This is a genomic window from Haloarcula sp. JP-L23 (genome assembly GCF_011602445.1).
GTDB classification, from domain to species: Archaea; Halobacteriota; Halobacteria; order Halobacteriales; family Haloarculaceae; genus Haloarcula; species Haloarcula pellucida.
Genome location: NZ_CP050014.1, coordinates 2,460,470 through 2,484,087, shown reverse-complemented (window position 1 = coordinate 2,484,087; position 23,618 = coordinate 2,460,470). Strand labels below are relative to the sequence as shown.

Annotated in this window: 25 protein-coding genes; 18 read left to right on the top strand and 7 right to left on the bottom strand. The window is 65.7% G+C overall.

Annotated elements, in window-relative coordinates:
* The first annotated feature begins 4 nt into the window (after positions 1 to 4).
* The 4 genes from G9465_RS12835 (at position 5) to G9465_RS12820 (ending at position 2,725) form a co-directional block, all read left to right on the top strand.
* Complete coding sequence (locus tag G9465_RS12835) at positions 5 to 640, top strand: isoprenylcysteine carboxylmethyltransferase family protein (RefSeq protein ID WP_166970589.1); 636 nt, start codon at positions 5 to 7, stop codon at positions 638 to 640.
* Positions 641 to 684: 44 nt separating this feature from the next.
* Positions 685 to 1,278, top strand: coding sequence for a hypothetical protein (locus G9465_RS12830; RefSeq protein WP_166970587.1), 594 nt, complete (start codon positions 685 to 687; stop codon positions 1,276 to 1,278).
* Between the two features lie 70 nt (positions 1,279 to 1,348).
* The gene (locus G9465_RS12825; RefSeq protein ID WP_166970585.1) at positions 1,349 to 2,242 is read left to right on the top strand and encodes a bifunctional methylenetetrahydrofolate dehydrogenase/methenyltetrahydrofolate cyclohydrolase; all 894 of its coding nucleotides are present in this window, start codon (positions 1,349 to 1,351) and stop codon (positions 2,240 to 2,242) included.
* The gene (locus G9465_RS12820) at positions 2,243 to 2,725 is read left to right on the top strand and encodes an NUDIX hydrolase (RefSeq protein WP_166970583.1); all 483 of its coding nucleotides are present in this window, start codon (positions 2,243 to 2,245) and stop codon (positions 2,723 to 2,725) included. It abuts the gene before it with no gap.
* Between the two features lie 15 nt (positions 2,726 to 2,740).
* On the opposite strand, the gene G9465_RS12815 is transcribed toward G9465_RS12820, so the two are convergent.
* Positions 2,741 to 3,463, bottom strand: coding sequence for a TFIIB-type zinc ribbon-containing protein (locus G9465_RS12815; protein ID WP_166970581.1), 723 nt, complete (start codon positions 3,461 to 3,463; stop codon positions 2,741 to 2,743).
* 59 nt (positions 3,464 to 3,522) lie between these two features.
* On the opposite strand from G9465_RS12815, the gene G9465_RS12810 reads away from it, so the two are divergent.
* Positions 3,523 to 3,669 (top strand): hypothetical protein, encoded by a 147-nt coding sequence (locus G9465_RS12810; protein WP_166970579.1) that lies wholly within the window; start codon positions 3,523 to 3,525, stop codon positions 3,667 to 3,669.
* A gap of 222 nt (positions 3,670 to 3,891) precedes the next feature.
* Here G9465_RS12810 and G9465_RS12805 read toward each other — a convergent pair whose 3' ends face one another.
* A complete protein-coding gene (locus tag G9465_RS12805; RefSeq protein ID WP_166970577.1) occupies positions 3,892 to 4,179 on the bottom strand; it encodes an amphi-Trp domain-containing protein in 288 nt (95 codons plus the stop codon).
* A gap of 210 nt (positions 4,180 to 4,389) precedes the next feature.
* On the opposite strand from G9465_RS12805, the gene G9465_RS12800 reads away from it, so the two are divergent.
* Positions 4,390 to 4,665 carry a PadR family transcriptional regulator gene (locus tag G9465_RS12800; protein ID WP_166970575.1) on the top strand — a complete coding sequence of 92 codons (276 nt, stop codon included), beginning with the start codon at positions 4,390 to 4,392 and terminating at the stop codon, positions 4,663 to 4,665.
* A gap of 7 nt (positions 4,666 to 4,672) precedes the next feature.
* Here the strand turns inward: G9465_RS12800 and G9465_RS12795 are convergent, their stop codons facing one another.
* Positions 4,673 to 5,944: an AI-2E family transporter gene (locus G9465_RS12795; protein WP_166970573.1), complete on the bottom strand. Its 1,272-nt coding sequence runs from the start codon at positions 5,942 to 5,944 to the stop codon at positions 4,673 to 4,675.
* An 82-nt stretch (positions 5,945 to 6,026) separates the two neighbouring features.
* Here G9465_RS12795 and G9465_RS12790 point away from each other — a divergent pair, with 82 nt between their 5' ends.
* On the top strand, positions 6,027 to 7,295 hold the full coding sequence (locus G9465_RS12790; protein WP_166970571.1) for an MgtC/SapB family protein: 1,269 nt from the start codon (positions 6,027 to 6,029) through the stop codon (positions 7,293 to 7,295).
* A 5-nt stretch (positions 7,296 to 7,300) separates the two neighbouring features.
* On the opposite strand, the gene G9465_RS12785 is transcribed toward G9465_RS12790, so the two are convergent.
* Positions 7,301 to 7,630, bottom strand: coding sequence for a hypothetical protein (locus G9465_RS12785; protein ID WP_166970569.1), 330 nt, complete (start codon positions 7,628 to 7,630; stop codon positions 7,301 to 7,303).
* A gap of 162 nt (positions 7,631 to 7,792) precedes the next feature.
* Here G9465_RS12785 and G9465_RS12780 point away from each other — a divergent pair, with 162 nt between their 5' ends.
* Both G9465_RS12780 and G9465_RS12775 read left to right on the top strand, forming a co-directional pair.
* The gene (locus G9465_RS12780; RefSeq protein WP_166970567.1) at positions 7,793 to 9,703 is read left to right on the top strand and encodes a sensor histidine kinase; all 1,911 of its coding nucleotides are present in this window, start codon (positions 7,793 to 7,795) and stop codon (positions 9,701 to 9,703) included.
* A 45-nt stretch (positions 9,704 to 9,748) separates the two neighbouring features.
* Entirely contained in the window at positions 9,749 to 10,726 is a 978-nt protein-coding gene (locus G9465_RS12775) for an A/G-specific adenine glycosylase (protein WP_166970565.1), read from the top strand.
* A gap of 16 nt (positions 10,727 to 10,742) precedes the next feature.
* Here the strand turns inward: G9465_RS12775 and G9465_RS12770 are convergent, their stop codons facing one another.
* On the bottom strand, positions 10,743 to 11,951 hold the full coding sequence (locus G9465_RS12770) for an ABC transporter substrate-binding protein (protein ID WP_166970563.1): 1,209 nt from the start codon (positions 11,949 to 11,951) through the stop codon (positions 10,743 to 10,745).
* Between the two features lie 180 nt (positions 11,952 to 12,131).
* Between G9465_RS12770 and G9465_RS12765 the strand changes: the two genes are divergently transcribed.
* The 6 genes from G9465_RS12765 (at position 12,132) to G9465_RS12740 (ending at position 19,109) form a co-directional block, all read left to right on the top strand.
* A complete protein-coding gene (locus G9465_RS12765) occupies positions 12,132 to 13,883 on the top strand; it encodes an alkaline phosphatase D family protein (protein WP_227015550.1) in 1,752 nt (583 codons plus the stop codon).
* 45 nt (positions 13,884 to 13,928) lie between these two features.
* Complete coding sequence (locus G9465_RS12760) at positions 13,929 to 14,507, top strand: NADPH-dependent FMN reductase (protein ID WP_166970561.1); 579 nt, start codon at positions 13,929 to 13,931, stop codon at positions 14,505 to 14,507.
* Positions 14,508 to 15,369: 862 nt separating this feature from the next.
* Positions 15,370 to 16,002, top strand: coding sequence for a YIP1 family protein (locus G9465_RS12755; protein ID WP_166970559.1), 633 nt, complete (start codon positions 15,370 to 15,372; stop codon positions 16,000 to 16,002).
* A gap of 24 nt (positions 16,003 to 16,026) precedes the next feature.
* Entirely contained in the window at positions 16,027 to 16,290 is a 264-nt protein-coding gene (locus G9465_RS12750) for a hypothetical protein (RefSeq protein ID WP_166970557.1), read from the top strand.
* A 65-nt stretch (positions 16,291 to 16,355) separates the two neighbouring features.
* Positions 16,356 to 18,581 (top strand): DHH family phosphoesterase, encoded by a 2,226-nt coding sequence (locus tag G9465_RS12745; protein WP_166970555.1) that lies wholly within the window; start codon positions 16,356 to 16,358, stop codon positions 18,579 to 18,581.
* Positions 18,582 to 18,620: 39 nt separating this feature from the next.
* The gene (locus G9465_RS12740) at positions 18,621 to 19,109 is read left to right on the top strand and encodes a cupin domain-containing protein (protein ID WP_166970553.1); all 489 of its coding nucleotides are present in this window, start codon (positions 18,621 to 18,623) and stop codon (positions 19,107 to 19,109) included.
* Here G9465_RS12740 and G9465_RS12735 read toward each other — a convergent pair.
* A complete protein-coding gene (locus G9465_RS12735; RefSeq protein WP_166970551.1) occupies positions 19,094 to 19,231 on the bottom strand; it encodes a hypothetical protein in 138 nt (45 codons plus the stop codon). The two genes, G9465_RS12740 and G9465_RS12735, sit on opposite strands and share 16 nt — an antisense overlap.
* Before the next feature lie 110 nt (positions 19,232 to 19,341).
* Between G9465_RS12735 and G9465_RS12730 the strand changes: the two genes are divergently transcribed.
* The gene (locus G9465_RS12730; protein ID WP_166970549.1) at positions 19,342 to 21,000 is read left to right on the top strand and encodes a tRNA uridine(34) 5-carboxymethylaminomethyl modification radical SAM/GNAT enzyme Elp3; all 1,659 of its coding nucleotides are present in this window, start codon (positions 19,342 to 19,344) and stop codon (positions 20,998 to 21,000) included.
* Between the two features lie 358 nt (positions 21,001 to 21,358).
* Positions 21,359 to 21,820 (top strand): SRPBCC family protein, encoded by a 462-nt coding sequence (locus tag G9465_RS12725; protein WP_166970547.1) that lies wholly within the window; start codon positions 21,359 to 21,361, stop codon positions 21,818 to 21,820.
* Between the two features lies 1 nt (position 21,821).
* Here the strand turns inward: G9465_RS12725 and G9465_RS12720 are convergent, their stop codons facing one another.
* Positions 21,822 to 22,664, bottom strand: coding sequence for a hypothetical protein (locus G9465_RS12720; protein ID WP_166970545.1), 843 nt, complete (start codon positions 22,662 to 22,664; stop codon positions 21,822 to 21,824).
* Positions 22,665 to 22,866: 202 nt separating this feature from the next.
* On the opposite strand from G9465_RS12720, the gene G9465_RS12715 reads away from it, so the two are divergent.
* Positions 22,867 to 23,577 carry an MBL fold metallo-hydrolase gene (locus G9465_RS12715; protein ID WP_166970543.1) on the top strand — a complete coding sequence of 237 codons (711 nt, stop codon included), beginning with the start codon at positions 22,867 to 22,869 and terminating at the stop codon, positions 23,575 to 23,577.
* Positions 23,578 to 23,618 lie beyond the last annotated feature (41 nt).

Sequence of the window (23,618 nt, the reverse complement as noted above, 5' to 3'; positions counted from 1 at the left end):
GGGTATGACGACACGACTCGAACTGGCGGTGTTCGCCGTCGGCCTCCTCGCCGGCGTGCTCCTCCTGGCCGGCGTGTGGGCCAGTGTCCTCGGCGTCGCCGACTACTACCCGCCGGGCGAGCGCGACTGGCGGTTTTACGCGCTGTGGGGGCTGTCCCACCTGCTCAGCGTGACGCTGGTCGTCCTCGGATACCTCCAGTGGGGGAGCCTGGGCCTCCCGCGGGTGCCGGCGCTGGTCGCCGGCGGCGCGCTGTTCGTCGGCGGGTACGCGGTCGCCATCGCCGCGGGGTTGGACCTCGGCGTCGAGGAGACGAAGTGCCTCGAAGGCGAACTCCACACGGGCGGGTGGTACCGCTACTCCCGGAACCCCCAGTACGTCGGGTACATCCTGGCGACGGTCGGGTTCGCACTGGCGGCGAACGCGACGCTCGTCGCGCCGCTGTGTGCGATCTATCTCGTCTGGTGGGTCACCCTCCCGCTCGCGGAGGAACCGTGGCTCCGAGAGCAGTACGGCGAAGCCTACGAACGGTACGCCGCTGACCACCCGCGGTTCCTCGGCCGACAGACGCTCCGGGCGCTGCGTGCCCGGTTCGGGCGTCGGCCGGACGGTCACGTCGACCGGGGACCCGCAGACGACTGACGGGTCCGCGACGAGCTTTTGTCGGCTCGCTGTGACGTGCCTGTATGGTTCGGGTCACGCGACGCTCGGTTCTCGGCATCGCGCTCGGCCTCTCCGGCTCACTCGCCGGCTGTCTGGGCGTGCCGGGCGCGGGGGACGGAACAGAGACGGACGGCGCGCGACCGGACGAGCGGGGGACGGACACTGACGACCCGGCCGAACGGACGGCGGAGTCGACGACCGCGCGGCCGACCGTCGACACCGACACGGAGTCCCGGACGGCGGACCTCGACCTGCGAGAAGCGAACGTCACCGCCGTAGAACTCGCCGACGAGAGCGATGGCCGGTACCGCTTCGACGTGACCCTCTATCACGACGACGACGGCGAGGACGGCTACGCGAACTGGTGGCAGGTCGAGACGCTCGACGGCGAGCAGTTGGGTCGCCGTGACCTCCTGCACGCCCACTCGACGGCGCCGTTTACGCGCTCCGAGACGGTCACAGTCCCCGAAGACGTGGGCTGTGTCGCCGTTCGGGGTCACGATGAGACCCACGGCTACGGCGGGCAGGCGATGCTCGTGCGCGTCCCGGGGGGCGAGACGACGCCCGTTCGACAGGGACGCGAGCGTCGACAGTTCGACACCGAAGCGTGTCCCTAACGGCGTACAGGCGTCTGTATCCAGTGTGGCATAGTGACGTTTTTGCCCTCCGAGTGTCCCTCTCCACGTGATGACAGACATAATCGACGGTGACGCGGTCGCCCAGTCGGTACGTGAGGACCTCTCGACGGCTATCGACCAACTCGCCGACGCGGGCGTCCAGCCCTCGCTTGCGACGGTCCTGATGAGCGACGACCCGGCCAGCGAGACGTACGTCTCGATGAAGCAGGACGACTGCGCCGAAGTCGGTATCGAGGCCATCGACATCGACATCGACCCCGGCGCCGACGCGAGCGAACTGTACGACACCATCGACGACCTGAACGGAGACGAGAACGTCAACGGCATCCTCGTCCAGATGCCGGTCCCGGACCACGTCTCAGACCGCGAGGTCCTGCGGGCCATCGACCCACGGAAGGACGTCGACGGCTTCCACCCGGAGAACGTCGGCCGCCTCGTCGCCGGCGACGCTCGATACAAGCCCTGTACGCCCCACGGCATCCAGAAGCTCATCGAGTCCGCAGGCGTAGATACCGAGGGCAAGGACGCCGTCGTGGTCGGTCGCTCCGACATCGTCGGGAAGCCGATGGCGAACCTCCTCATCCAGAAGGCACCGGGCGGCAACGCGACGACGACGGTCTGTCACTCCCGGACCCAGAACCTCGCCGAGAAAACCCGGAACGCCGACATCCTCGTCGCCGCCGCCGGCGTCCCCGAGATGATAGACGGCGACATGGTTGGCGAGGGCGCCACGGTCATCGACGTGGGTATCAACCGCGTCGAGGCCGACACGGAGAAGGGGTACGAACTGGTCGGCGACGTCGACTACGAGAGCGCAAAGGAGGTTGCGGGTGCCATCACGCCCGTTCCCGGCGGCGTCGGCCCGATGACTCGCGCGATGCTCCTCTACAACACGGTGAAAGCCGCGGGTCTGCAGCACGATATCGACGTCGACCTCCCCTGAATGCCCTCGCTCGCCGCCTTCGAGGACGACGGCGTCTACACCCGGCGGGTCACCCGCACAGTCGAGGCACCCGCGTTCGCGGCGTTCCAGAACCGCGTCGAGGACGGCCTCCGGTGGGGCGTCGGTGCGCTCGTCGAAGACGCCGAGGACCGACTCCTCCTCGTCTACGAGGACGAGACGTGGAAACTCCCCGGTGGCGGCGTCGAACCCGACGAGAGCCGGCAGACGGCACTGGTCCGCGAAGTACGCGAGGAGACCGGCGTCACGGTGACGCCGGACGAACTGCTTGCGGTGACCGAAGTGACACTGACCGACGGAGTACGAGAGACCGGCTTTCACTTCGGCACCTACCGAGCGACGCCGGCAGAGACGACGCTCACGACGGACCCCGGTCTCCCTGGCGAGGCCATCGAACGGGTGGACTGGCGGCAGTCGGTGCCGGAGAACTGTCTCGATTGTGAGTTGCTCCAGCGCTTTCGCTGACTCGGCCGACCGGGCTCACAGCGTCGACTCGTCCAGGCCGGTGAGCCAGTTGTCGGCGGTGACGTAGGCGCTCTCGTCGCCGTCGCCCACGAACCGGCCGAGGTCACGGACGGCGTGGAGCAGGCGGTTGGCGTCAGTGGGGTCGACGTCGCCGTCGAGCGCCTCGATTCGCTTTCGGTGGTCGCGGATACGTCCCGATAGCTGTCGTCCCTGCTCGTTGGGATGGTCGTCGAGATACTGACGGACATCGGACTGATAGCGCTCTACAGCAGTGGCCATCGCGAGCCCGAAGGCCGACTGAAGTTCGGTCGGCACTTCGCCGGTGTCCGGACGTTCTCCGTCGTCGGCCCCGCCCAACAGGTCATAGAAGTACAGTTCGGCGTCGTCGCTCGGGCGCATCTCTCTGCCGATAGCGCTCGCGACGTACTGGAGTTCGACGGCGGCGACGTACGTCTCGTCTAGCGGTTTGAGCGTGCCGGTGTCGATGAACCCGCGCTTGCGAGTGTACTCGCGGCAGGTCTCGGCGGCGCTGCTCGCGACGTCGTCGAGTGACGCCTCGTCGATACGGCTCCGTATCGGTGTCAGGTCGAGCGAGACCGGCGCGTCGGTGTGTTCGGTGCGCTCGTCGACACCGACGCTATGGACGCTCCCACACTCGGGGCAGGCGATGCTCCCGGTGTCGTAGTACGACCAGCGGGCCCCACAGGACCGACACTCGCGGTCACCGCGAATCTTCATACTCGTCTCTCCGCTCGCCGTCCTCAAGTTTGTTCCGCGAGCGGTCCGTAGGCGAGGCCATGCGTTCGGAATCCGAAGTACGCGAGCAGTACGAGTTCCTCGCAGAACAGTTAGAAAGCGAAGAGATGCGTCACGAACGGGTCCGAATGATGTTCACGCATTACAAGCGAGCGCTGGGGTGGGTACTGGAAGAAGAGCACATCTGAGTGGGATTATTCCGATGGGATAAGGTTCGGTAACTAACACCACTGGGCGGGTGCCGGTACTTTTAAGTTCATCACTCCCATTCTGTCAAATGACGCTTCGCTTGGAGGGCCGAAGCGTCAGCGGGGACCAATTCAGGGCGGCAAGCGGTCGCGTTTTTCGCGACCGCTTTCCACTTACTTCGCTGGACGACGCCAGAGAGTCACTTCTGTAGCCGGGTCCGTTTACTCGATGCGTAACTCGCCAGTGGTCGCGTCGTCGCCAGAAGCGTCCTCGGGCCACTCCAGTTCGACTTCGATACTCAGTTCACCGGGTCCGTCGACGGGGCCCTCACGCTCTGCTTTGACTTCGAACTCCACCTCGGTGGGCGGGTCGAGCGACACCGACTGATCACCGGAACTGAGCGTCACGTCGCCGCCGGCAGCGACGGAGTCGGCGAGCGAACGCAGGTAGTCAGCGACGGCCTCGCGCCGCATTCGCTGCTCGGTTTCGAACAGAATCTCCTCAGGCATACACTCCCTTGGGTCCGACAATAAATAATACCGCTGGCATCACCTTTGACGGTATGATGTAATCCTGACTCGAAATTGGAAAACAGATATTCTGTCTACAAGACGCCATATGCGGCTGATAACTCGATCTAAGATAGAGATGGGGAACAAAAACCTCCGATTCGACACATTTAAGCGATTCAGACAATAATGTACAACTAGACCGTATCGATGCACGACTTGACAGGCTTTCAGCGTGACCTCCTCTACGTGATCTCGGGCCGAGAAGAGCCACACGGACTCGCGATAAAGGAGGACCTCGAAGAGTACTACGAGAAAGAGATTCACCACGGCCGGCTGTATCCGAACCTCGATACGCTGGTCGATAAAGGGCTCGTCGAGAAGGGACAGCGTGACCGTCGGACGAATTTCTACACGCTGACGCGGCGCGGCCGACGCGAAATCGATGCCCGGCGGGACTGGGAAGACCAGTACGTCGACCTCTGAAGACGGCTTAGCCGACCTCTGGATCGTCGGACCCGGGGGGTGACGGTGACTCGCTGGTCGGCTCCGACGCCGTGGTCTCGTTCTCGCTATCGATCTGTGCATCCATCTCTGGGTCGCCCACTTCCTCACCGATGAGATTCGTCGGGTCGACCGCTCTGGGACGAACCGGTTCGCCCTCGATGAGTTCCGGGAGGACGAACCGGGCGAACTGCACGACGAAGACCAGTAGCATCGGTGCGAGGAAGATGCCGTACCACCCAAAGAGGAAGGGTCCGAGGATGTACGCGAACATTAGCGTCCCCGTGTGGAGGCCCGCGGTGACCGTTTCCTCGGTGTCGCGCGCGCCGAACCGGCCGATAGAGAACGACTTGCCGCTGGAGACGTAGGGGCGGACGAGGAGGTCGGGAATCGTGTCGACGACGACGAACGCGACGCCCGTAAAGAGGGCGACGAACCACCACTCGCCGCCACCGAGCGCCGCCTGTATCCCGAGATATGCGGCCATCGGCACGTAGACGATTTTCATCCCGATGATGGGGATGAGGCTCGCGGCCCCGGCGAGCAACCCGATCAACGCGGGATACGGCACCGACGCCCCGGCCGGCGCGACCACGTCGACGAGGCTGAACGAAATCGCACCGATAGCGCCGGTGACGATGGCGTTGAGGATGTTCCCGTAGAATACCTTGTGGAAACTCCGGTCGACCTCGTGGAAGTACCGGTCTAAGACGCCGCGGTGGTCTAGGAAGTTCTTCGCCCACTCGGCCAGTCGCGGGCCGTCACGGAGGAGGTAGAACGCGACGGCGAACATGACGAAGCCGTGGACCAACCCGGTCCCGACGAACCCGAGGTAGTTGACGAACTGGCCGAGCGTATCGACGATCGCACCGGGACCGGCGGCGTCAGAGAGCAACGCCTGTGGGTTCTGAACGTGGTCTGAGACGTCGAGGTACGGTTCCACGAAGGAGGCGTACGGACCGATGTCAGCGGTGTCCGCGAACCGGTCGAACTCCTGCAACGCGATGGCGATAGTGTAGTACAGCAGGATGATGACGGGAAAGGCAAGTAGGAACAGCGAGAGTATCGCCGCGATCGTTCGCTGGCGCACCCGACGGTAGACGCGCCGGTAGAGCGGGCGCGTCGCGTAGTAGAGGAAGATACCGAACACGAACGTTCCGATGAAGGTGTAGAGGACGAACAGGAGCGTGGCTGCGAGAATCACGCCGAACCCGATCCAGAACGCACGTGGCCAGTCTACGTCCACGTCGTACTGTGCCATTACTCCCGGTTTCATCCCGCCCGGCAAAAAGGTGTGCTGTCGTTGACCCGAATACTTTACCCTCCGGCCGAGTAGCGGTTGTGTGAGCGTTCCGATACAGTTGTCGTCGTTTCCGGTCGATACGGCCGTTCTTCGCATCCTCTTAGCGGGCGCGCTGGGTATGTTTCTTGGGCTGGAGCGGGAGTGGTCACAGAAGACGGCGGGCATCCGCACGTTCGCGCTCATCAGTCTCCTCGCGGCGGTGTTCACCATCGTCGGCAGCGAGGTTCTCCTCGTCGTCGGCGGTGTCCTCGTCATCGTTCAGGGCGTGTTACTGGCCGTACAGGGACTCTTGCAGGAGGACGACCGACTCTCGCTGACGACGTCGGTGTCGATGCTGGTCGCCTACGGCGTGGGCGCGCTCATCGCGAGCGGCTACACGCTCGAAGGCGTCACCGTCGCCGTGCTCTCGTCGCTGTTGCTCGTCCTCAAACGCGAACTGCACAGTTTCGCGTGGGGGCTCTCTCGACAGGAGTTGCGGGCCGCGACGGAGTTCGCCATCATCGCGTTCGTCGTCTATCCGCTGCTCCCCGCGAACCCGGTCCCGGTGCCCGGCGGGTTGCTCGACATCACCGTCGAACTCCGAGTTATCTGGTTGATGGTCGTGTTCGTCGCGGGCATCGGCATCGTCAACTACGCCGTCGTCCAGAGCTACGGCGGCCGCGGTATCGCCATCACCGGCTTCTTCGGTGGCCTCGCCTCCTCGACGGCCGTCGTCGGGACGATGCTCGATCACGTCCGACAGCGGCCAGAGGCGACGTCGTACGCCGTCGCGGCAATCCTGCTCGCCGACGCCGCGATGGCGCTTCGGAACCTCCTCATCGCCGTCGTGTTCTCGTTCGAACACGGCCTGTTGCTGGCTGCCGTCGTCCCGCTCTCGGCGGTCATCGTCGGGAGTGTCGTGGTCGCCGCCCACACGGCGGACTGGAGCGAGACGGTCGACATGGAACTCGACAGTCCGTTCTCCCTGCAGAATGCGCTCGCCTTTGGCGGCGTGTTCCTGCTGGTCGTCGTCGTCGGGGGCGTCGCCAGCGCGCGGTTCGGCACGGCCGGACTCTACGTCACCTCGGCGCTGAGCGGCCTCGTCTCCAGTGCAGGCGCGACCACCTCTGCGGTCCTCCTGTACCGCGGCGGGGCTATCGGTGAACAGACGGCGATGGTAGCGATTCTCGTGGCCACGGCGGCCAGTATCGTCGTCAAGGCGGCGCTGACGGCACCCGGGCCTAACCGGAAGTTCGCCTCCCGCGTCGCGCTCTGGAGTTCAGTCGTCCTCGGTGGCGCGAGTCTGACGGTCGTCGCGATGCTGGCCTAGGCCGTTCAGAACTGGTAGCGCCGGTCGTCGTTGTCCTCTGCTTGCGGGAACTGGTTCCCGCCGGTCATCTCGTCGAAGGTCATCCCCGAGAGGTACTCGTCGTACGTGGCGTCGTAGCTAGAGCGGAGGTGAAAGTCCAACTGCCCGCGATCGACCATCGACTGGAACAGCATGTGAACCGCCCGATGGACGAGTTCGTCGGTGTCCTCGGGGTCGAGTGCGACCGACAGCATCGCGAGTTCGTTGCGCGTCTCGCCGTCGAGCGAGACGGAGAGTTCCTCGCCGAACTCGGCGTATCGCTCCTCGACGTCGTCCTGAAGGTCTTCGAGAGTCATGTCCGGTCGAAGGCGAACCGCGCGGAAACGCTTTGCGACTCGACGGGGCGGGAGCCACCGAGCCACTGTTAGTATCGTCCCTAGAAAACCAAATCTTATACGTGATTGGGAGTGTGAAACCACGTAACGCTCGGGTCGGGGGCCCGGTGTGTGCGAGTTCACATGACAGGACGTGACGACGTCGGTCGCCGGATAGGCGGCCTGAACGGGGATTCGGGGGACGTAGACGGCCGGGCGAGCAACAGCGCTGACGCCCTTCTCGGAGACGGCTGCAGTCTTGCGATTATCAGCCGTCGATACGGCGGCACCGTCGCCGTCGCGTTCGGTGTCGTGGTCCTCCTCGTCGCCGCGACCGGCGTCGCAAGCTACGGGATCGCCCACCAGACCACGGGGTCCGAGGGGATCGGCGACTTGCGGACGACGGCGACGGTTCAGGCTGAAGCGGTCGGCGGGTGGCACGACGCGCTCCGCGTGCGGACCCGAACGCTCTCGAACGCGACGGCGCTCCAGTCGGGCAACGAGACACGAATACGTCGGTTTCTCCGCAACGGTCCCACGACGGATAGCGACAGCGTGACAGCAGTCCACTACGTCGAGACGGCAGGCGTGCGGGGCACCGTCGCCGTCAGTACGAACGAGTCCGTAGAGGGTGGGTTGCTCGTCAGAACCCGGCCGGCGTGGCGGCCGGTCGTGGCAGCGGCGAACGGCGACGACGGCGTCGACGGCGTCGTCCACTCGGAACGGGCCTACGACAGTTCGGATGGTCCGGCGCTCGCGTTCGCGAGTCCCGTTCCCGGCCGCGATGCCGTCCTCGTCGTGGTCGGGACGGTGGACGAGCGACGGTTGAGCGGCGGGTCGACGCCGCTGACCGTCTTCGGCGAGACGGGCGAGGCGGTGTTCGCGAGCGACTCGGATATCGTTCCCGAGACGGCCCCGGAATCGAGGATGGACGCGGTCACCAACGGGACAGCGGTGACCGCGACGCGCGGTGACGCCGTGGTGGCGTACGCTCCGGTGGACGGCACACAGTGGGTCGTCGCCACGGCCGCCGAGCGAGGCGCCTTCGCCCGGCCGACGCGATTCGTGGGGCTGACCGCGGCGGCGATACTCGCGGTGACGGTCCTGTCGCTCGGTGCCGTCGGTCTGTTCCTCACTCGGTGGACGGTCGGGCCGCTCACGAAGTTGACCCGGCGAGTCAGAGCGATGGAGCAGGGTGACCTCGACGCCGACCTCTCGACGGCCCGGCGAGACGAGGTGGGCAGGCTCTACGCCGCCGTCGAGGGGATGCGTGACAGGACACGCGAGCAGCTGCGCCAAGCCCACGAGGCGCGGGAGGCCACAGAGCAGTCGAGACGCGAACTCCAACGTCAGAACGACCGCCTCGACCAGTTCGCCTCGACGCTGTCACACGACCTGCGGAACCCGCTGACGGTCGCTCGTGGCCACGCCGATCTGCTCTCGGCGCAGTTCGACGCGCTGGCCGCGGAGGGAGTCGAGACGGACGCCCTCCGGCGTCACGTGCACAAACTGGAGGGGGCACACGACCGCATCGAGTCCATCATCGAGGACGTCCTCACGCTCACCCGCGAGGGCGCGAGCGTCGAGGAGACAGAGCGCGTCCACCTCGGCGACATCGCCCGCGACGCGTGGGCGAACGTCGACAGCAAGGACGCCGGCATCGTGGTGACGGAGAGTCGCCCCATCGAGGCCGACCGGTCCCGCCTCCTGCGGGCCTTCGAGAACCTGTTCCGAAACGCCATCGACCACGTCGGGGAGGGAGCGACCGTCGAACTGGGGACGCTGAGCGACGGTTTCTACGTCGCCGACGATGGGCCCGGCATCCCGGAGGACGCGGTCGACGACATCTTCGAGTACGGCCACACCGACAGCGAGGGCGGCACCGGTCTGGGCCTGTCCATCGTCAAGACAATCGCCGAGGCACACGGGTGGCGGCTCTACGTCGACACCACCTACGAGGACGGCGCGATGTTCGTCTTCGCGGACGTGTTCGACCGCGACGACCACGGGTGGGAGGCGTCGGCCTTCGAGTGGGCGACGACCGACGACGACTGACCGTAACCACCACACACAAACCGGGACGGGACGAACGAGTGGGCAATGAGCGAGCAGTCGGCGACGGACGTGCCGGGTGAGGTGCCCGCGGACCTCGAAGCGATCCAACGGGCGCTCGTCGAGTGGTACGAGACCGACCACCGCGAGTACCCGTGGCGACAGACCGAGGACCCCTACGAGATTCTCGTCTCCGAGGTGATGAGCCAGCAGACCCAACTCGACCGCGTCGTCGACGCGTGGCGGGACTTTCTGGACCGCTGGCCGACCGCAGAGGCTCTCGCGGCGGCCGACCGGGGTGACGTGGTCGGCTTCTGGACCAGTCACTCGCTGGGGTACAACAACCGAGCGAAGTACCTCCACGAGGCCGCTCGACAGGTCGTGGAGGGCGAAGTCGGTCCGTCGGACCGACCTCGAAACGGCGGTGAAACCACCGCTGACGGCGAGTGGCCACGGGACCCGGACGGCCTCTCGGAGTTGATGGGCGTCGGTCCCTACACCGCCAACGCAGTCGCCTCCTTCGCGTTCAACAACGGGGACGCAGTCGTCGACACGAACGTCAAGCGCGTGCTATACCGCGCCTTCGGCGTACCGGACGACGACGATGCCTTCGAGACGGTCGCCCAACGACTCATGCCCGAGGGCGAGTCTCGCGTCTGGAACAACGCCGTCATGGAACTGGGCGGGGTCGCCTGCGAGAAGACGCCCGACTGCGACGGCGCGCAGTGTCCGTGGCGCGAGTGGTGTCTCGCCTACCAGACCGGCGACTTCACCGCACCCGACGTCCCTACACAGCCGAGCTTCGAGGGAAGCCGTCGGCAGTTCCGCGGGCGCGTAGTCAACGTCCTCAACGAGTACGACGAACTGGCCCTCGACGACCTCGGCCCGCGCGTCCGCGTCGACTACGCACCCGACGGCGAGTACGGGCGCGAGTGGCTTCGCGGACTGCTGGAGGACCTCTCCAGCGACGAACTGGTTCGAGTCGAAGAACGGGACGAGACGGTCGTCGCGCGACTCCGTCGGTGACTGGCCGCCGCGCGAGTCAGACAGAGCCCGCGATTACGTCGGCGACCCGGTCGTGGTCGAACAGTCGCTCGGACGCCGAGAGGGCCGGGTACGGACCGCTCTCGTAGTCGGGCCACGCCCCGAACTGCTCGGGGTACAACTGCTTCGCGCTCATCTCGAGTTGGAACAGGTTCACGATGGGGCCCTGATGGCGCGTCCCCTGCGCGTAGACGCGGCCGGCGTCGACGGCCGTGACCTCGCTCGCGACCGGATCGTCTTCGAGGGTCGCTCTGATGGCCCGCATGTCGTGGGTCTCGACCAGTCCGCCGAGCGCGAGGATGACGTCCGGGTCGGCGGCCAACAGCGCTTCGTAGTCTATTTTGTCGCCGTGGCCGACGTCGTCGCCGAAGGCGTCTCTCGCACCGAGCGGTCGGACGTGCGCGGAGTGATAGCCCGGCGCGTTCACGTCGTAGACCCACATCCCGTCGCCGCTGGTCGAGTTGAGCATCATCGCCACCGTCGGACGCTCGCTCTCCGGCGGCAGTCCGTCTTCGATGGTCGAGCGCATCGCGTCCCGTTCGGCTAGCAGGGCGTCGTAGCGCTTCCGCTCGCGGAACACGGCCGCGACGCGCTCGAACGTCTCCCAGAGCGTGTAGTACTCGTAGCTGTCGGCGTACGCGGGTGGCGGCGACCCGTGTTGTGCGCTGAACGTGTTCCCGAACCACGGTGCGACGTTCTCTCGGACCTCTGCCACGTCGGGTTCGTCCCAGTCACCCATCGTGAGGACGTTGGCGGGGTCGGCGAGATGGACGTCGCTGTCCAGCGCGTAGAGCTTCTCTTTACTCGGGTTCCACGAGGAGTAGAGGTCGGTCCAGTCGACGGTGACGCCGTCGAGACGGGGCGTGAACGCGTTCATCAGCGAGTCGCTGTACTCGGTGGCGTAGACGGCCGTGAGGTCGTCGCCGCGCCCGAGGGCGAACGCCATGCCGGCGTGACTCGTCAGCACCGTGAACACGCGCTGTGGGACGCTATCGAACGTCACTTCGCCCATCGGGGCCATGGACACCGAGTAGCGCTCGCCCGTCGTCTCGGTCGTCTCCCGTTCGGTTCCGTCCGACGCGGGCGTCGACTCCGTCCCACTCCCTTCCGAACACCCGGCCAGTAGTCCACTCCCGAGGACGGTGCCGCCGTACTGGATGTACTCTCGTCGACTCAGCGTCCGCTCAGTCTCTGTCTGGTCGGCCATGGTTTTCGGCTCGCCTAAAAAATACAAGTGCGTTTCGGTTTTTTGGCTGGCCTAAACCCCTGTCGCGGGAGTTCGCGAACGACCCTCCCGCCGTGTGCCCGGGTCGTGCCTCGCGCGATGGAACCGCTGCGAGGCCCGCTGGCCGAAACCAGCATACTGGCCCACGGCATACGACACCTCATGTCGGGCGAGAGGGGACTGGACGGACGAGACGAACCGTCGCGTAGTACCGACGACCACGCGGAACTGCTGTCGGAACTGGACTCGCACGACCTCGCGCTGGCGATGGACCTCGTCGAGGCGGGCGACGCCGACGCCCTCGACGTGGCGGGCGGCGACCCGGAGGCGGTGTTCCCCCAATCGGTCGCCAGCGGCGGACCGACCGAGACGGGCGTCATCCTCTGGACGCGCGTCTCGCCCGACCGGTTCGATACCGAGGCGCCCCTCGGCGTCGAAGTGGCGACGGACCCCGACTTCGAGGACGTGGTGTACGACGGCGTCGTCACGGACACCGACCGCATCCGCGCACACGACTACACGGTCAAAGTCGACTTGGACGGGCGTCTCGACCCGGACAGCGAGTACCACTACCGGTTCGTCTACGGCGGCGTCGCCTCGCGGACGGGCCGCTGTCGGACGCTCCCGCGCGCCGACGACTCGCCGGAGTCGCTCCGACTGGCCGTACTGGCCTGTCAGAACTACCTCAACGGCTACTTCCCGGCGCTGGGCCACGTCGCGGAGGACGACGTCGATTTCGTCGTCCATCTGGGCGACTTCATCTACGAGTCCGACGACGGCCACTTCAAGGGACTGGGCTCCTACGAGTACGAGGGTCGGGACCTGTCGCTCCCGAGCGGCTACGACCGCGTCCGCACGCTCGAAGACTACCGCTACCTCCACCGCACCTACCGCTCGGACCGGTTCCTCCAGCGGGCACTGGAGTCCCACACGCTCGTCGCCGGATGGGACGACCACGAGATGGTCAACGACGTGTACTGGGATTCGCGGACGAACGCGCCTGCGGGCGACCACCCGCGCGGCGACGACCCGCAGTTCATGACGGAACTCGTCGCCGACGCCATGCACGCGTGGTGGGAGTACATGCCCGCCCGCGTCGAGTACGACCCCAACGGCGAGTCACTGCAAGACCGGTTCGTCCTCTGGCGCTCTATCGAGTTCGGTGACCTCGTGACGCTGGCCCTGACCGACGAGCGTCTGTTCAGGGACCCGCCGCGGGAGGCCATTCCGACGCCGGACAACGTCGGTCCCCACCGGGAACCACCGGGTCGGACGATGCTCGGCGACGAACAGCGAGAGTGGCTCATCGAGACGATAACCGAGTCCGAGACGACGTGGTCGGTGTGGGCCGACGAGGTGCTCACCATCCCGTTCCGTCTCGGGTCCGGCCCGCTGTCCGTCTACCCCGTGCAAGGCGGGTGGGACGGCTACACCCGCGAACGCCAACGCATCTCGGAGGCCGTCGGTGCCGCCGACGTGGACAACTACGTCACGCTGACGGGCGACATGCACTGTTACGTCGCCGGCTACCAGCAGACCTCCTACCCCGGTCGCGTCACCGGCGGCGAGGGCGTCGCACAGGGCGACCGTATCGGTGTCGAGTTCATGACGCCGGCCCTCACGTCGCTCAACGCCGCCGAAGCGTTACACCTGACGCGTGGCCTGCGCGGGAGACTCACCGAACCGCTGCTCACCAGACTGGTGACGGCCATGAATCCCACATCGAGTTCTTCGACAGCCACAACTGGGGTACTCCGTCGTCGAGTTCACGCGCGACGATTGCACCTACGTCGGCTACGGCGTCGACAAGACGGTCGACTCGATGGACGCCGAGAAGTCCGTCGTCGCCGCCTACCGCGTCCCCGAGGGCGTCGTGAACCTGCAGGACGTCACCGAGCAGTATCGGACCGATAGCTGAGTTCCGCTACCCCTTTACTGGACGCAGCGCTGTCTCTACGTATGTCAAGACCCCACGTCGTCGGTATCGCCGGTAGCCTCAGAGACGCCAGCTACACGCGCGTCGGCGTCGAACGTGCACTCGACGCGGCGCGAGAGGCGGGCGCGACGACCGAACTGCTCGACCTCCGCGAGTTCGACCTCCCCGTCTTCGACGCAGACGACGGAAAAGCGGGTGACGCTCCCGAACTCACCGGCGCAGTACACGAAGCCGACGCTATCCTCCTCGGGACGCCAGTCTACCACGGCTCGTACTCCGCACCACTGAAGAACGCGCTCGACTACTGCGGATTCGACGAGTTCGAGAACAAGACGGTGGGCCTGCTCGCCGTCGCCGGCGGGAGTTTTCCCATCACCGCGCTCGAACACCTCCGGTCGGTGTGTCGGGCGCTGAACTGCTGGGTCATCCCGCATCAGGCCGCCATCCCACAGGCCAGAAACAGCGTCGAGAACGGCGAAATCGTCGACGCCGACGTCGAGGACCGCGTCGCGACGCTCGGCGAGGAAGCGGTCCAGTACGCCAACATCGAACCCGACCCGCCGTGCCTCGAGAGCACGGAGAACGTCGGGGCAGACGATTAACTGACCGGAGGAGGGTGTCATAGAACAGTTGGCACACCCTATCAATCGTCACAGAGTGAACGGTCAATACAGGAAGTCTATATTTCACCAACTGTGGATGGAACTTGCTCAACAGTCGTCCTGCACGTTGAGCAACTGACTTTTTCAGTAGCAATATACACAGTATCGCAACTTGAACAATGATACAACGACGATTCCGATACCCCGGACATTTCTGTCGTCCTGGTACGCGACCGCTTCTCTTCAGTGGTCAAGGCAGTCCGTAGCAATGTCAGTAACGTACTCACAAGTGCTCCACCTCCAGTTGGAGCCTGTCTTGATGAGACTCAAATAAATCAAGTAGTGGTTCGATCTCTCCGAATGCTGGCCCTCTCTGTACGGTATTACCCTCTCGATCCCAGCTTATGATGTCATAGTCATCTAATTTTGGCAGATGGATATGATACATCTTCACCCGATATTCAGGATTATCACGTACACGGGTTCTCTCGTCCAGGTCGCTGAGTCTATTCTCTTGTGAATCCATATCCCAGAGTGTAAATAAGAGAGTTCGTCGATCAGAGTCTGATAGTGCGTCCAAGTGAGTGGCGAATTTCGACGATGTTTGAGAATTCGGCATAAAAGTGATATTAAACCACACTCATATCAATCAGGCTGTTTTTTCACTTTTCTACCTTTTTGATTAAGTGAGTTACAACAACCGTTTCGTTCAATATGCACAGTCTATTTAACAGCTGATTCACCGAATTGCGGGCTGAAACAACACCCTGTGAATAGTTCTATGACACGCTCGACCGGAGTGCAACCGCGCCGACGACCCTGACTCGCAACCGTCTTACTCGCTCAGTCGCTACGTTGGCTCGTGACACAGTGGGTCGAGAACCCGACGGGCGGGCGCGACAGGGGGCCGAGCGCGCTGCTGCGCGCGTGGGCCGAGATTCTGATCCGGCCGCGGCGGTTCTTCCGGACCGGCGTCGCGCCCGGTGATCAGGCTCCGGGGCTGGTGTTCGCGGCGATGGTCGTCCTCGTCGAGGAGGCGAGTCGGTTCCTCGTCGTCGACCTCGCGCGGCGCGGCCTCGTCTCCACGGGGCCGTTCCTCTACCCCGCCATCGGCGATTTCACGCCCGGCATCGCGGTACTGGCACTGCTCGCCGTCATCGTCTTCGTCACGCCAGCGACGGTCCACCTGACGGCGGCACTCCAGACGCTCCTGTTGCTGCCCATCGCGCCGGACCGCGGCGGCGTCAGCGAGACGGTACAGGTCATGTGCTACGCGATGGCGCCGTGCCTGCTGGCCGGCCTTCCGTCGCCGGAACTCCGGGTGCTCGTGACGGCGTGGGGCGCGGCCCTCTACGTCGTCGGGACCTCGGTCATCCACGACCTGCGGATCGGCATCGCCGCCGCGGTCGCGGCCCTGCCCGCTGCCATCGTCTTTGGCTACGGGTTTCGCGGGTTCGACGCGGCGCTTTGGCTCCTCGGTAGTGCGGGGTTTTAGGCGTCTGCACCGTGCAGTGTCGGTATGCTCAGTCTCGACATCGAGCAGTTCATGCTCGAACTGAAAGACGGCGCGTTCAAGAACGTCGGCCCGTCGAACAAGCAGGCGACGATCAAGATGTACGACATTGAGGGCGTCGACGTTCGCGAGTACGGTGACAAGCGCGTGAAACTCGCCTTCGAGGACGAACAGGGCAGCGAGATAGAGATCGCGCTGTTCCCCGAACAGGCCAGAGCGGTCGCTGAAGGGCTCGAACTGCTCGAATCCGAGAGTGAGCTGTTCGACTGAGAGTCGGCCTCACCCTCGCGCGTAATTCGACAACAGTTTTAGGCCCGAAGCGCTTCGTCCGGGCAATGGGTTCGTGTATCATTTGCGGCACGTCCGTCGACGGACGCATCTGTGACCTCCACGAGGAGGATGCCGTATTCGAGTTCAGAGGCACCAGTCCCGACCAGCTATCGGTCGGTCGATACTACCGCGGCAGCGTCGACGGCTTCGCCGAGTTCGGCGTCTTCGTCGACATCGGTGACAGCGTCACCGGCCTCCTCCACCGGAGCGAACTGGACCGCCGCCTCGACTCCCTCGACTGGGATTCGGGCGACGAAGTGTTCGTGCAGGTCAAGAACGTCCGTGACAACGGCAACGTGGACCTCGGCTGGTCCATCCGCCAGTCCGAGCGCGAGTTCCGCGGCGTCCTCGTCGACGACCCCGACGTGGGGCACTCGACGCTCCTCGAAGACGAAGACGAGGAGACGACCGAAGCCGCAGAGCAGTCGGGAAACGCTGACGGGGACGAGGAGTCGCCTCAGTCCCCCGAAGCGACCTCCGAAGACGTCGACGAGCCCGCCGATGATTCGGCTGAAGCGGCTGTCGATGCTGACGAGACGTCTGCCGGTGCTGTCAGTCAGACCGGCGACGCCGACCGCGTGAACGGTGCGGGCGGCACGGTCGGACAGGGGAGCGACGACGCAACGAGCGACGGGACGAGCGCCGCGTCGACCGGCGGGGCCACCGCCGTCGTCGAGGCCGACGAACAGGACGCCACAGCGGCCGCCGAGGAAGCAGCAACCGAGGAACTGTCGGTCGTCGCCGTCGGCACCCTCGACGACCACGTCGGTGACGACGTCCGACTGGAGGGCGAAGTCGTCGGCATCCGCCAGACGTCCGGACCGACCGTCTTCGAACTGCAGGACGAGACCGGAACGGTCGACTGTGCGGCCTTCGTCGAGGCGGGCGTCCGCGCCTACCCCGACGTCGAGGAGGGCGATGTGGCCCGATTCGAGGGTGAGGTTCGCCGCCGACGCGGGGAGATTCAGGTCGAGACGGCAGCCCTCACCGTCCTCGAAGCGGACGAGCGCGACGCCGTCGAGCAGCGACTCGCAGACGCTCTGGACGACGAGGCTCGACCCGAGGCTGTCGACCCCCTGACGGACGACTCGACGGTCGATGCCCTCTCCGAGGACCTCGTCGAGGTGGCGACCCACGTCCGGAAGGCCGTCCTCACCGACCGCCCGGTCATCGTCCGCCACGCGAACACGGCCGACGGCTATCTCGCCGGGAGCGCGCTCGAACGCGCGGCCCTCCCGCTGGTCACCGACCAGCACCGACGGTCCGACGCCCAGTACCACTACTTCGACCGCCGGCCGCTCGAAGGCGGCGTCTACGACATGGACGACGCGACGAAAGACACCACGACGATGCTCGACAACCGGGCTCGTCACGACGAGACGCTGCCGCTGTTCGTCTTCGTCGCCGCCGGCGGCACCCGCGAGAGCCTCGACGGCTTCGAACTGCTGAACGTCTACGGTGCGCCAACCGTCGTCATCGACGACATCGACGTCGACGGCGCCGTGACCGACGCCGTGGACGCCGTCGTCTCACCGAGTCTTGCCGACGCGCCCGATACGACTGCGACGGCGCTGGCCGCGAACGTCGCCGCACACGTCAACGACGACGTGCGCGACGACCTGCGCCACCTACCCGCCGTGAGCGTCTGGGAGGACACGCCTCAGTCCTACCTCGACGCCGCCAGTGAGGCCGGCTACGACGAGACGGCGGTCACGCAACTGCGTGAGGCCGTCGCGCTGGAGGCCTATTACCAGTCCTACGAGGACAAACGCGAACTCATCACGGACCTCGTGTTCGGTGACGACGAAGACGACGTGGGCGGCCTCGCCGGCCACGTCGCCGAGCAGTTCCGCGAGAAGGTCGACGAGGAAGTGTCCACCGCGCGGGCCAACCTCGACGTCCAGACCGTCGGCGACAGCGACATCGCCGTCCTCGACACCGACGCCTTCTCGCATCAGTACGAGTTCCCGCCGGAGACGCTCCTGCTTGACGAGCTCCACCGCGAGATTCGTGCCGAGGTCGACGCCGTCGTCGGCGTCGCGACTGACACGCTCTACGTCCGTACCGATGCCGACGTGGACCTCCACGAACTGGCCGACGCCGTCGCGGAGGCGGTGCCGGAAGGCGGCGTCGCGACTCGGAGTGTCCGCGAGGGCTCCATCCGATATCTGGCCGGCGAGCAGTCTGCCGTCCTCGACGCGACGCTGTCGACGCTCAGCGACGACCTGTAACGACGCCAACTTTTTATCGGGGCGATACGAGGTGACGATATGTCTCTTGGCCCCGTCAACGTCGACGACATCGACTGGACCGACTACGACCACGGGAAGCGGGCGTTCAGACGCAAGCAACTCGCGCCCCCGGCCGGGGGCGAGGACATCGGCGCGAGTCTGTACGACGTCGCTCCCGGCAAACGGCTGTGGCTTCGTCACTATCACGAGGGCAACGAGGAGGCGATGTTCGTACGGGAGGGGTCGGGAACGTTGTGGCTCGGTCCCGACGCGGAGGCACACGCCCTCGAACCCGGCGATTACGTCGCGCTCCCGGCCGGCGAAGAGTCAGCGCACGAAATCGAGGCTGGCGACGAAGGACTCCGTCTGTTGATGGTCTCGACGATGGCGGAACCGGACATCACCGTCTATCCCGACAAGGACATGGTGGGGCTGTACGCCGGCGCGGCCCCCGGCGGCGACAGCGACGAACGGAGCATCTCGACGTATCTGGACCTGCACGCCGAGATGGCCTACTGGGAGGAGTGACCGGAAACCGCTCCGACGGCTTTCTTCGCTCCGTAGTAGGCCCACTCGGCGGAGTAACAGAACACACAGCCGCGGAACGTCGGTCGCTCGGCGCTCTCGGACTCTGTGGCCTCCGTGGTCATACCACCAGTGTACGGTTTCGGGCTGCTTCAAACCCACGTGGACGTGCGCGGACCGCCCACGCCCGAGCGACACGCTTATTCGCGCGAGACGACGAAAACGGACAACAGCGATGAGCACCGAGACGCCGGACCCCGAGGAGACAGAGGCCTTCCAGCAGGTGTGTGCGGAGCTGGTCGACCGCATCCTCGCCGGCGAGGTCGAACGCGACGAGGTCGAGTCGGCGAAGATAGACGTCTGCCGGGAGTTCTCGGCCCCGAAAGTACCGCAGAACTCCGAACTGCTGGACTACGCACCACAGGAACACCGCGAGGTTCTAGAGGAGGTGCTCCAGCGCAAACCGGTCCGCACCGCATCGGGCGTCTCGCCAATCGCCATCATGACCTCGCCCGAGCGGTGTCCCCACGGGAAGTGTCTCTACTGTCCCGGCGGCCCGGACTCGGAGTTCTCATCGGCCCAGTCCTACACCGGCCACGAACCGGCCGCCGCTCGCGGCGAGCAGAACGACTACGACCCGTACGGACAGGTCACCCTGCGCCTGAACCAACTGCGCGAAATCGGCCACCCGGTCGATAAGGCCGAACTCATCATCATGGGCGGGACGATGACCGCCCGGAGCCACGACTATCAGGAGTGGTTCGTCAAGCGGGCCTTAGAGGCGATGAACGACTTCGACGTCGACGCCGACCCCCAGCCAGCCGAGGACGTGAGCTTCGCCGAGGACGACTACGAGTTCAGCTATCTGGAGGACGTCATCGCCGAGAACGAGACGGCCGACGTGCGCAACGTCGCCACCACCTTCGAGACCAAGCCCGACTGGTGTGACCCCGAGCAGATAGACCGGATGCTCCGTCTGGGCGGGACGAAAGTCGAGGTGGGCGTCCAGACCACGTTCGAGCGCATCAACCGCGAGATGCACCGCGGCCACGGCGTGCAGGCGAGCATCGACGCGAACCGCCGCCTCCGGGACTCGGCGTTCAAGGTCGGCTTCCACATGATGCCCGGCCAGCCCGGAATGAGCAAGGAGATGTGTCTGGAGGATTTCCGGCGTATCTTCTCGGAGTCGCGCTGGAAGCCCGACTACCTCAAGATCTACCCGACGCTGGTCGTCCCCGGGACGGTCACCTACGACTGGTGGCAGAAGAACGACTTCGACCCGCTGGACAACGAGGAGGCCGCCGAACTCGTCGCCGAAATCAAGGACATGATTCCGCGCTACACCCGCCTCCAACGGGTCCAGCGCGACATCCCGGCGGACTTCATCGAAGGCGGCGTCTGGAAGTCGAACCTCCGCCAGTTGGCCTGGAAAGAGATGGAAACGCACGACTGGACCTGCGAGTGCATCCGCTGTCGGGAGGCCGGTCACAGCGACGAGGTGGCCGAAAACGTGGAACTCGACGTGATGACCTACGAGGCCTGTGGCGGCACGGAACACTTCATCTCCTTCGAGGACTTCGAGAACGACGTCCTCGTGGGCTTCTGTCGCCTGCGGTTCCCGAACGACCCAGTGCGCCGCGAGCTAGAGGACGCCGCGCTCGTCCGCGAACTCCACGTCTACGGAAACGCCGTCGGCCTCGGGCAGTCGGCGGGCGACGACGACCACCAGCACAAAGGGTACGGCAAGCGACTCCTCCGGAAAGCCGAGGAACTGGCCCGCGACGCCGGCTTCTCGAAGATAGCCGTCATCTCGGGTATCGGCGTCCGGGAGTACTACCGGGACAAACTCGACTACGTGCAAGACGGCCCCTACGTCTCGAAGCTGTTGGAGTGAGGACGGGCCGAGCGGCGCGCGGTCGCTCGCGACCGCGGCAGACGAACGGCGTGAAGCGCCGTGAGTCAGCGAGTGACGGTTTTTGCGCCGAGTGGTGGCCTTCGGCCACCCGAGGCGGAAAAAGGTGGTGTACAGACGGCCCCTTCGACGCCGGACGACCCCTCGGCGAGTGCGAGAAAGGCCGCGAACGTCGTGGAACCGACGCCGCTGGTCAGTGCGGGCGAACCGAACAGCGCCGCGAGGAGAGCTACGCCGGCGAGACAGAGTACTCCGGCGAGCAGGTTCAGGCGGTTCACCACGCTCACGTTCGGCCGCGAGGCGGAAATCCGATGGGGCTCCGGTTCGGAGCATCCGGAGAATGCCGCGTATCCACCGCGAGACCCACATTGACGCGCCGCGCGAGCGTGTGTTCGACCTTGCGCGACACGTCGAGGCCCACGTGGCGACGATGCCCGACGAGCGGGCCGAGGGCGCTACCGGCCTGCTGGAGCGGGGCGACCGCGTCACTTTCCACCAGCGGCAGTTCGGCGTCCCGTTCTCGTTGACCGCCGAGGTGACCGAACTGGACCGCCCGCGGCGGTTCCGGGACGTACAGGTCTCGGGCGTCTTCGGCTCGCTGACCCACACGCACACCTTCGAGGCCGTCGACGGCGGGACCGTGATGACCGACGACGTGACGTTTACGATGCCACTTGTCCCTTTCGGCTGTCTCGGGGCGCCGGTCGCTCGCTGGCGACTCGAACGGCTCGTCGACTACCACGCCGAGGCGCTGAAAGAACTGGCCGAGGGCGGGGACTGGCGGCAGTTCCTCGACGGCTGAGTCACGAGTCCCGTCGTCGGGACCGCTCTGCGACGGTGCTGTTCAGCAGTTCCTCGGCCAGCACGTCGACGCCGAGTTCGTCCTCGCCGGGAGTGGCCGACGTCTCGAACCCCGCCGGTTCCGCGGGCGGACCGCCGCGACTCCCCTGCGGCGGCGGACCGTGGGCGTAGACGCCGTTCGGGTTCGGGAGCGTCCAGACGTGCATCATGCACGGCGTCCGGCAGGGCAGTCGGAGGCCCGTCTCGGCCCCGTCGCCCCACACCTGCTGGTACTTCCACCACGCGTATCGCCCCGGGAGGCCGACGTGGTGGTGCCACGGCGAACAGCGCGCGTCGTCGTCCTCGTCGGCCCCGCCGTAGACAGACGGCGGGTCGTCGAGTTGCTCACCGTCTCGCGTCGCCACGAACATCACCCCGAGGGGGCGCCACCACTTGTTGTCGACCATGACAGCGGCCGGCCGACCGGCGTCGAGTATCGACTCGTCACCGATGTAGCGTGGGTTCAGCCAGTGTGACCAGCCACCGGAATCGCCGTCGGTCAGCAGGTCGAAGTACGGGACGAAGCCGTCATCGAGCAGCGCGCCGACTGTCGAGAAGTCGCGCTCTAGCGCCCTCGTGGCCTCGTCTCGAAGTTCCTTCGTCCGCGGGTGATCGTCCGCACACCCGGCCGTGGTCGCGTCCTCGCAGTCACGCATCGCTGGCCGCGTCGTGGCGTCGGGACAGTCGGGCCTAAACGAGATGGCTGGACCGGCGCTCGTACCGCCCCCCGAGAGACCGAACACACCTCCAGAGGCCCGCAGGACGTCGCGCCGGGAGAGCGACCCGGCCGTGAGTTCGTCGGGCATATGGTGTGCGGTCACAAACCACGATCCAATAAACAATCAGCGGCTATCGCTGGCACGCTGTCGATAAGGCGGCCTTATCGGACGCCACTGGCCCGGTCGACGCCGAGTACGGGGGGCTGGGTGGCTCTGCTACCGACCCTCTCGGTAGGCAGACACTCACACGATTCCGCACCGTTTTGCCGGTTCGGACCCTGTCTACCCCATGGTTCGTCGTCTCAGTGAGGGCGTGTGGCTGCTGGAACTCGGGCTGTTTCCGCCGCTCGCTTCGAACGCCTATCTCGTCGACGAGAGTGCCTTCGACGGCGAGAACGACGCCCTCACGCTGGTCGATACGGGTCTGTGGTGGAACGAACCCACCATCGTGGACGAACTGGCGGCAGTCGGCTACGGCCCTGCGGACCTCGACCGGGTCCTGTTGACCCACTACGACCTCGACCACGTCGGCGGTCTGAACCGACTCGTCCCCGAGTTCGACGGGCCGGTGTCGGTCGGAACTGACGACCTCGCACTGCTCGAAGGCCACGTCGACCCCGAACTGCTCCACCACAAGGGGCTGTTCCACCGGGCCAGCAGACGACTCTTTCCCCTGCCGGACCTCGCGCTGGAACCGGTAGCCGACGGTGACACCATCGGCGGGTTCACCGCGTACCACACGCCGGGTCACAACCCGGGCCACGTCGTCTATCACCACGCGGACGCCTCGGCGGCGTTCCTCGGCGATCTCGTCTGGGAGGACGACGGCGACCTGACGACCCCGTTCTGGGGCGACTCCTACGACATGGATCGTCTCCGGCGGAGCATCGCCGACCTCTCGGCGCGAATCCCCCCGTTCGAAATCGCGGCGATGGGTCACGGCGACCCGCTGACAGTCGGTGGCGACGACGCGCTCCGGACGCTCGCCAGTCGGGTCTAACCCCGCGACGACGAACACCTGACCTGTGTGGGGATGGTTAT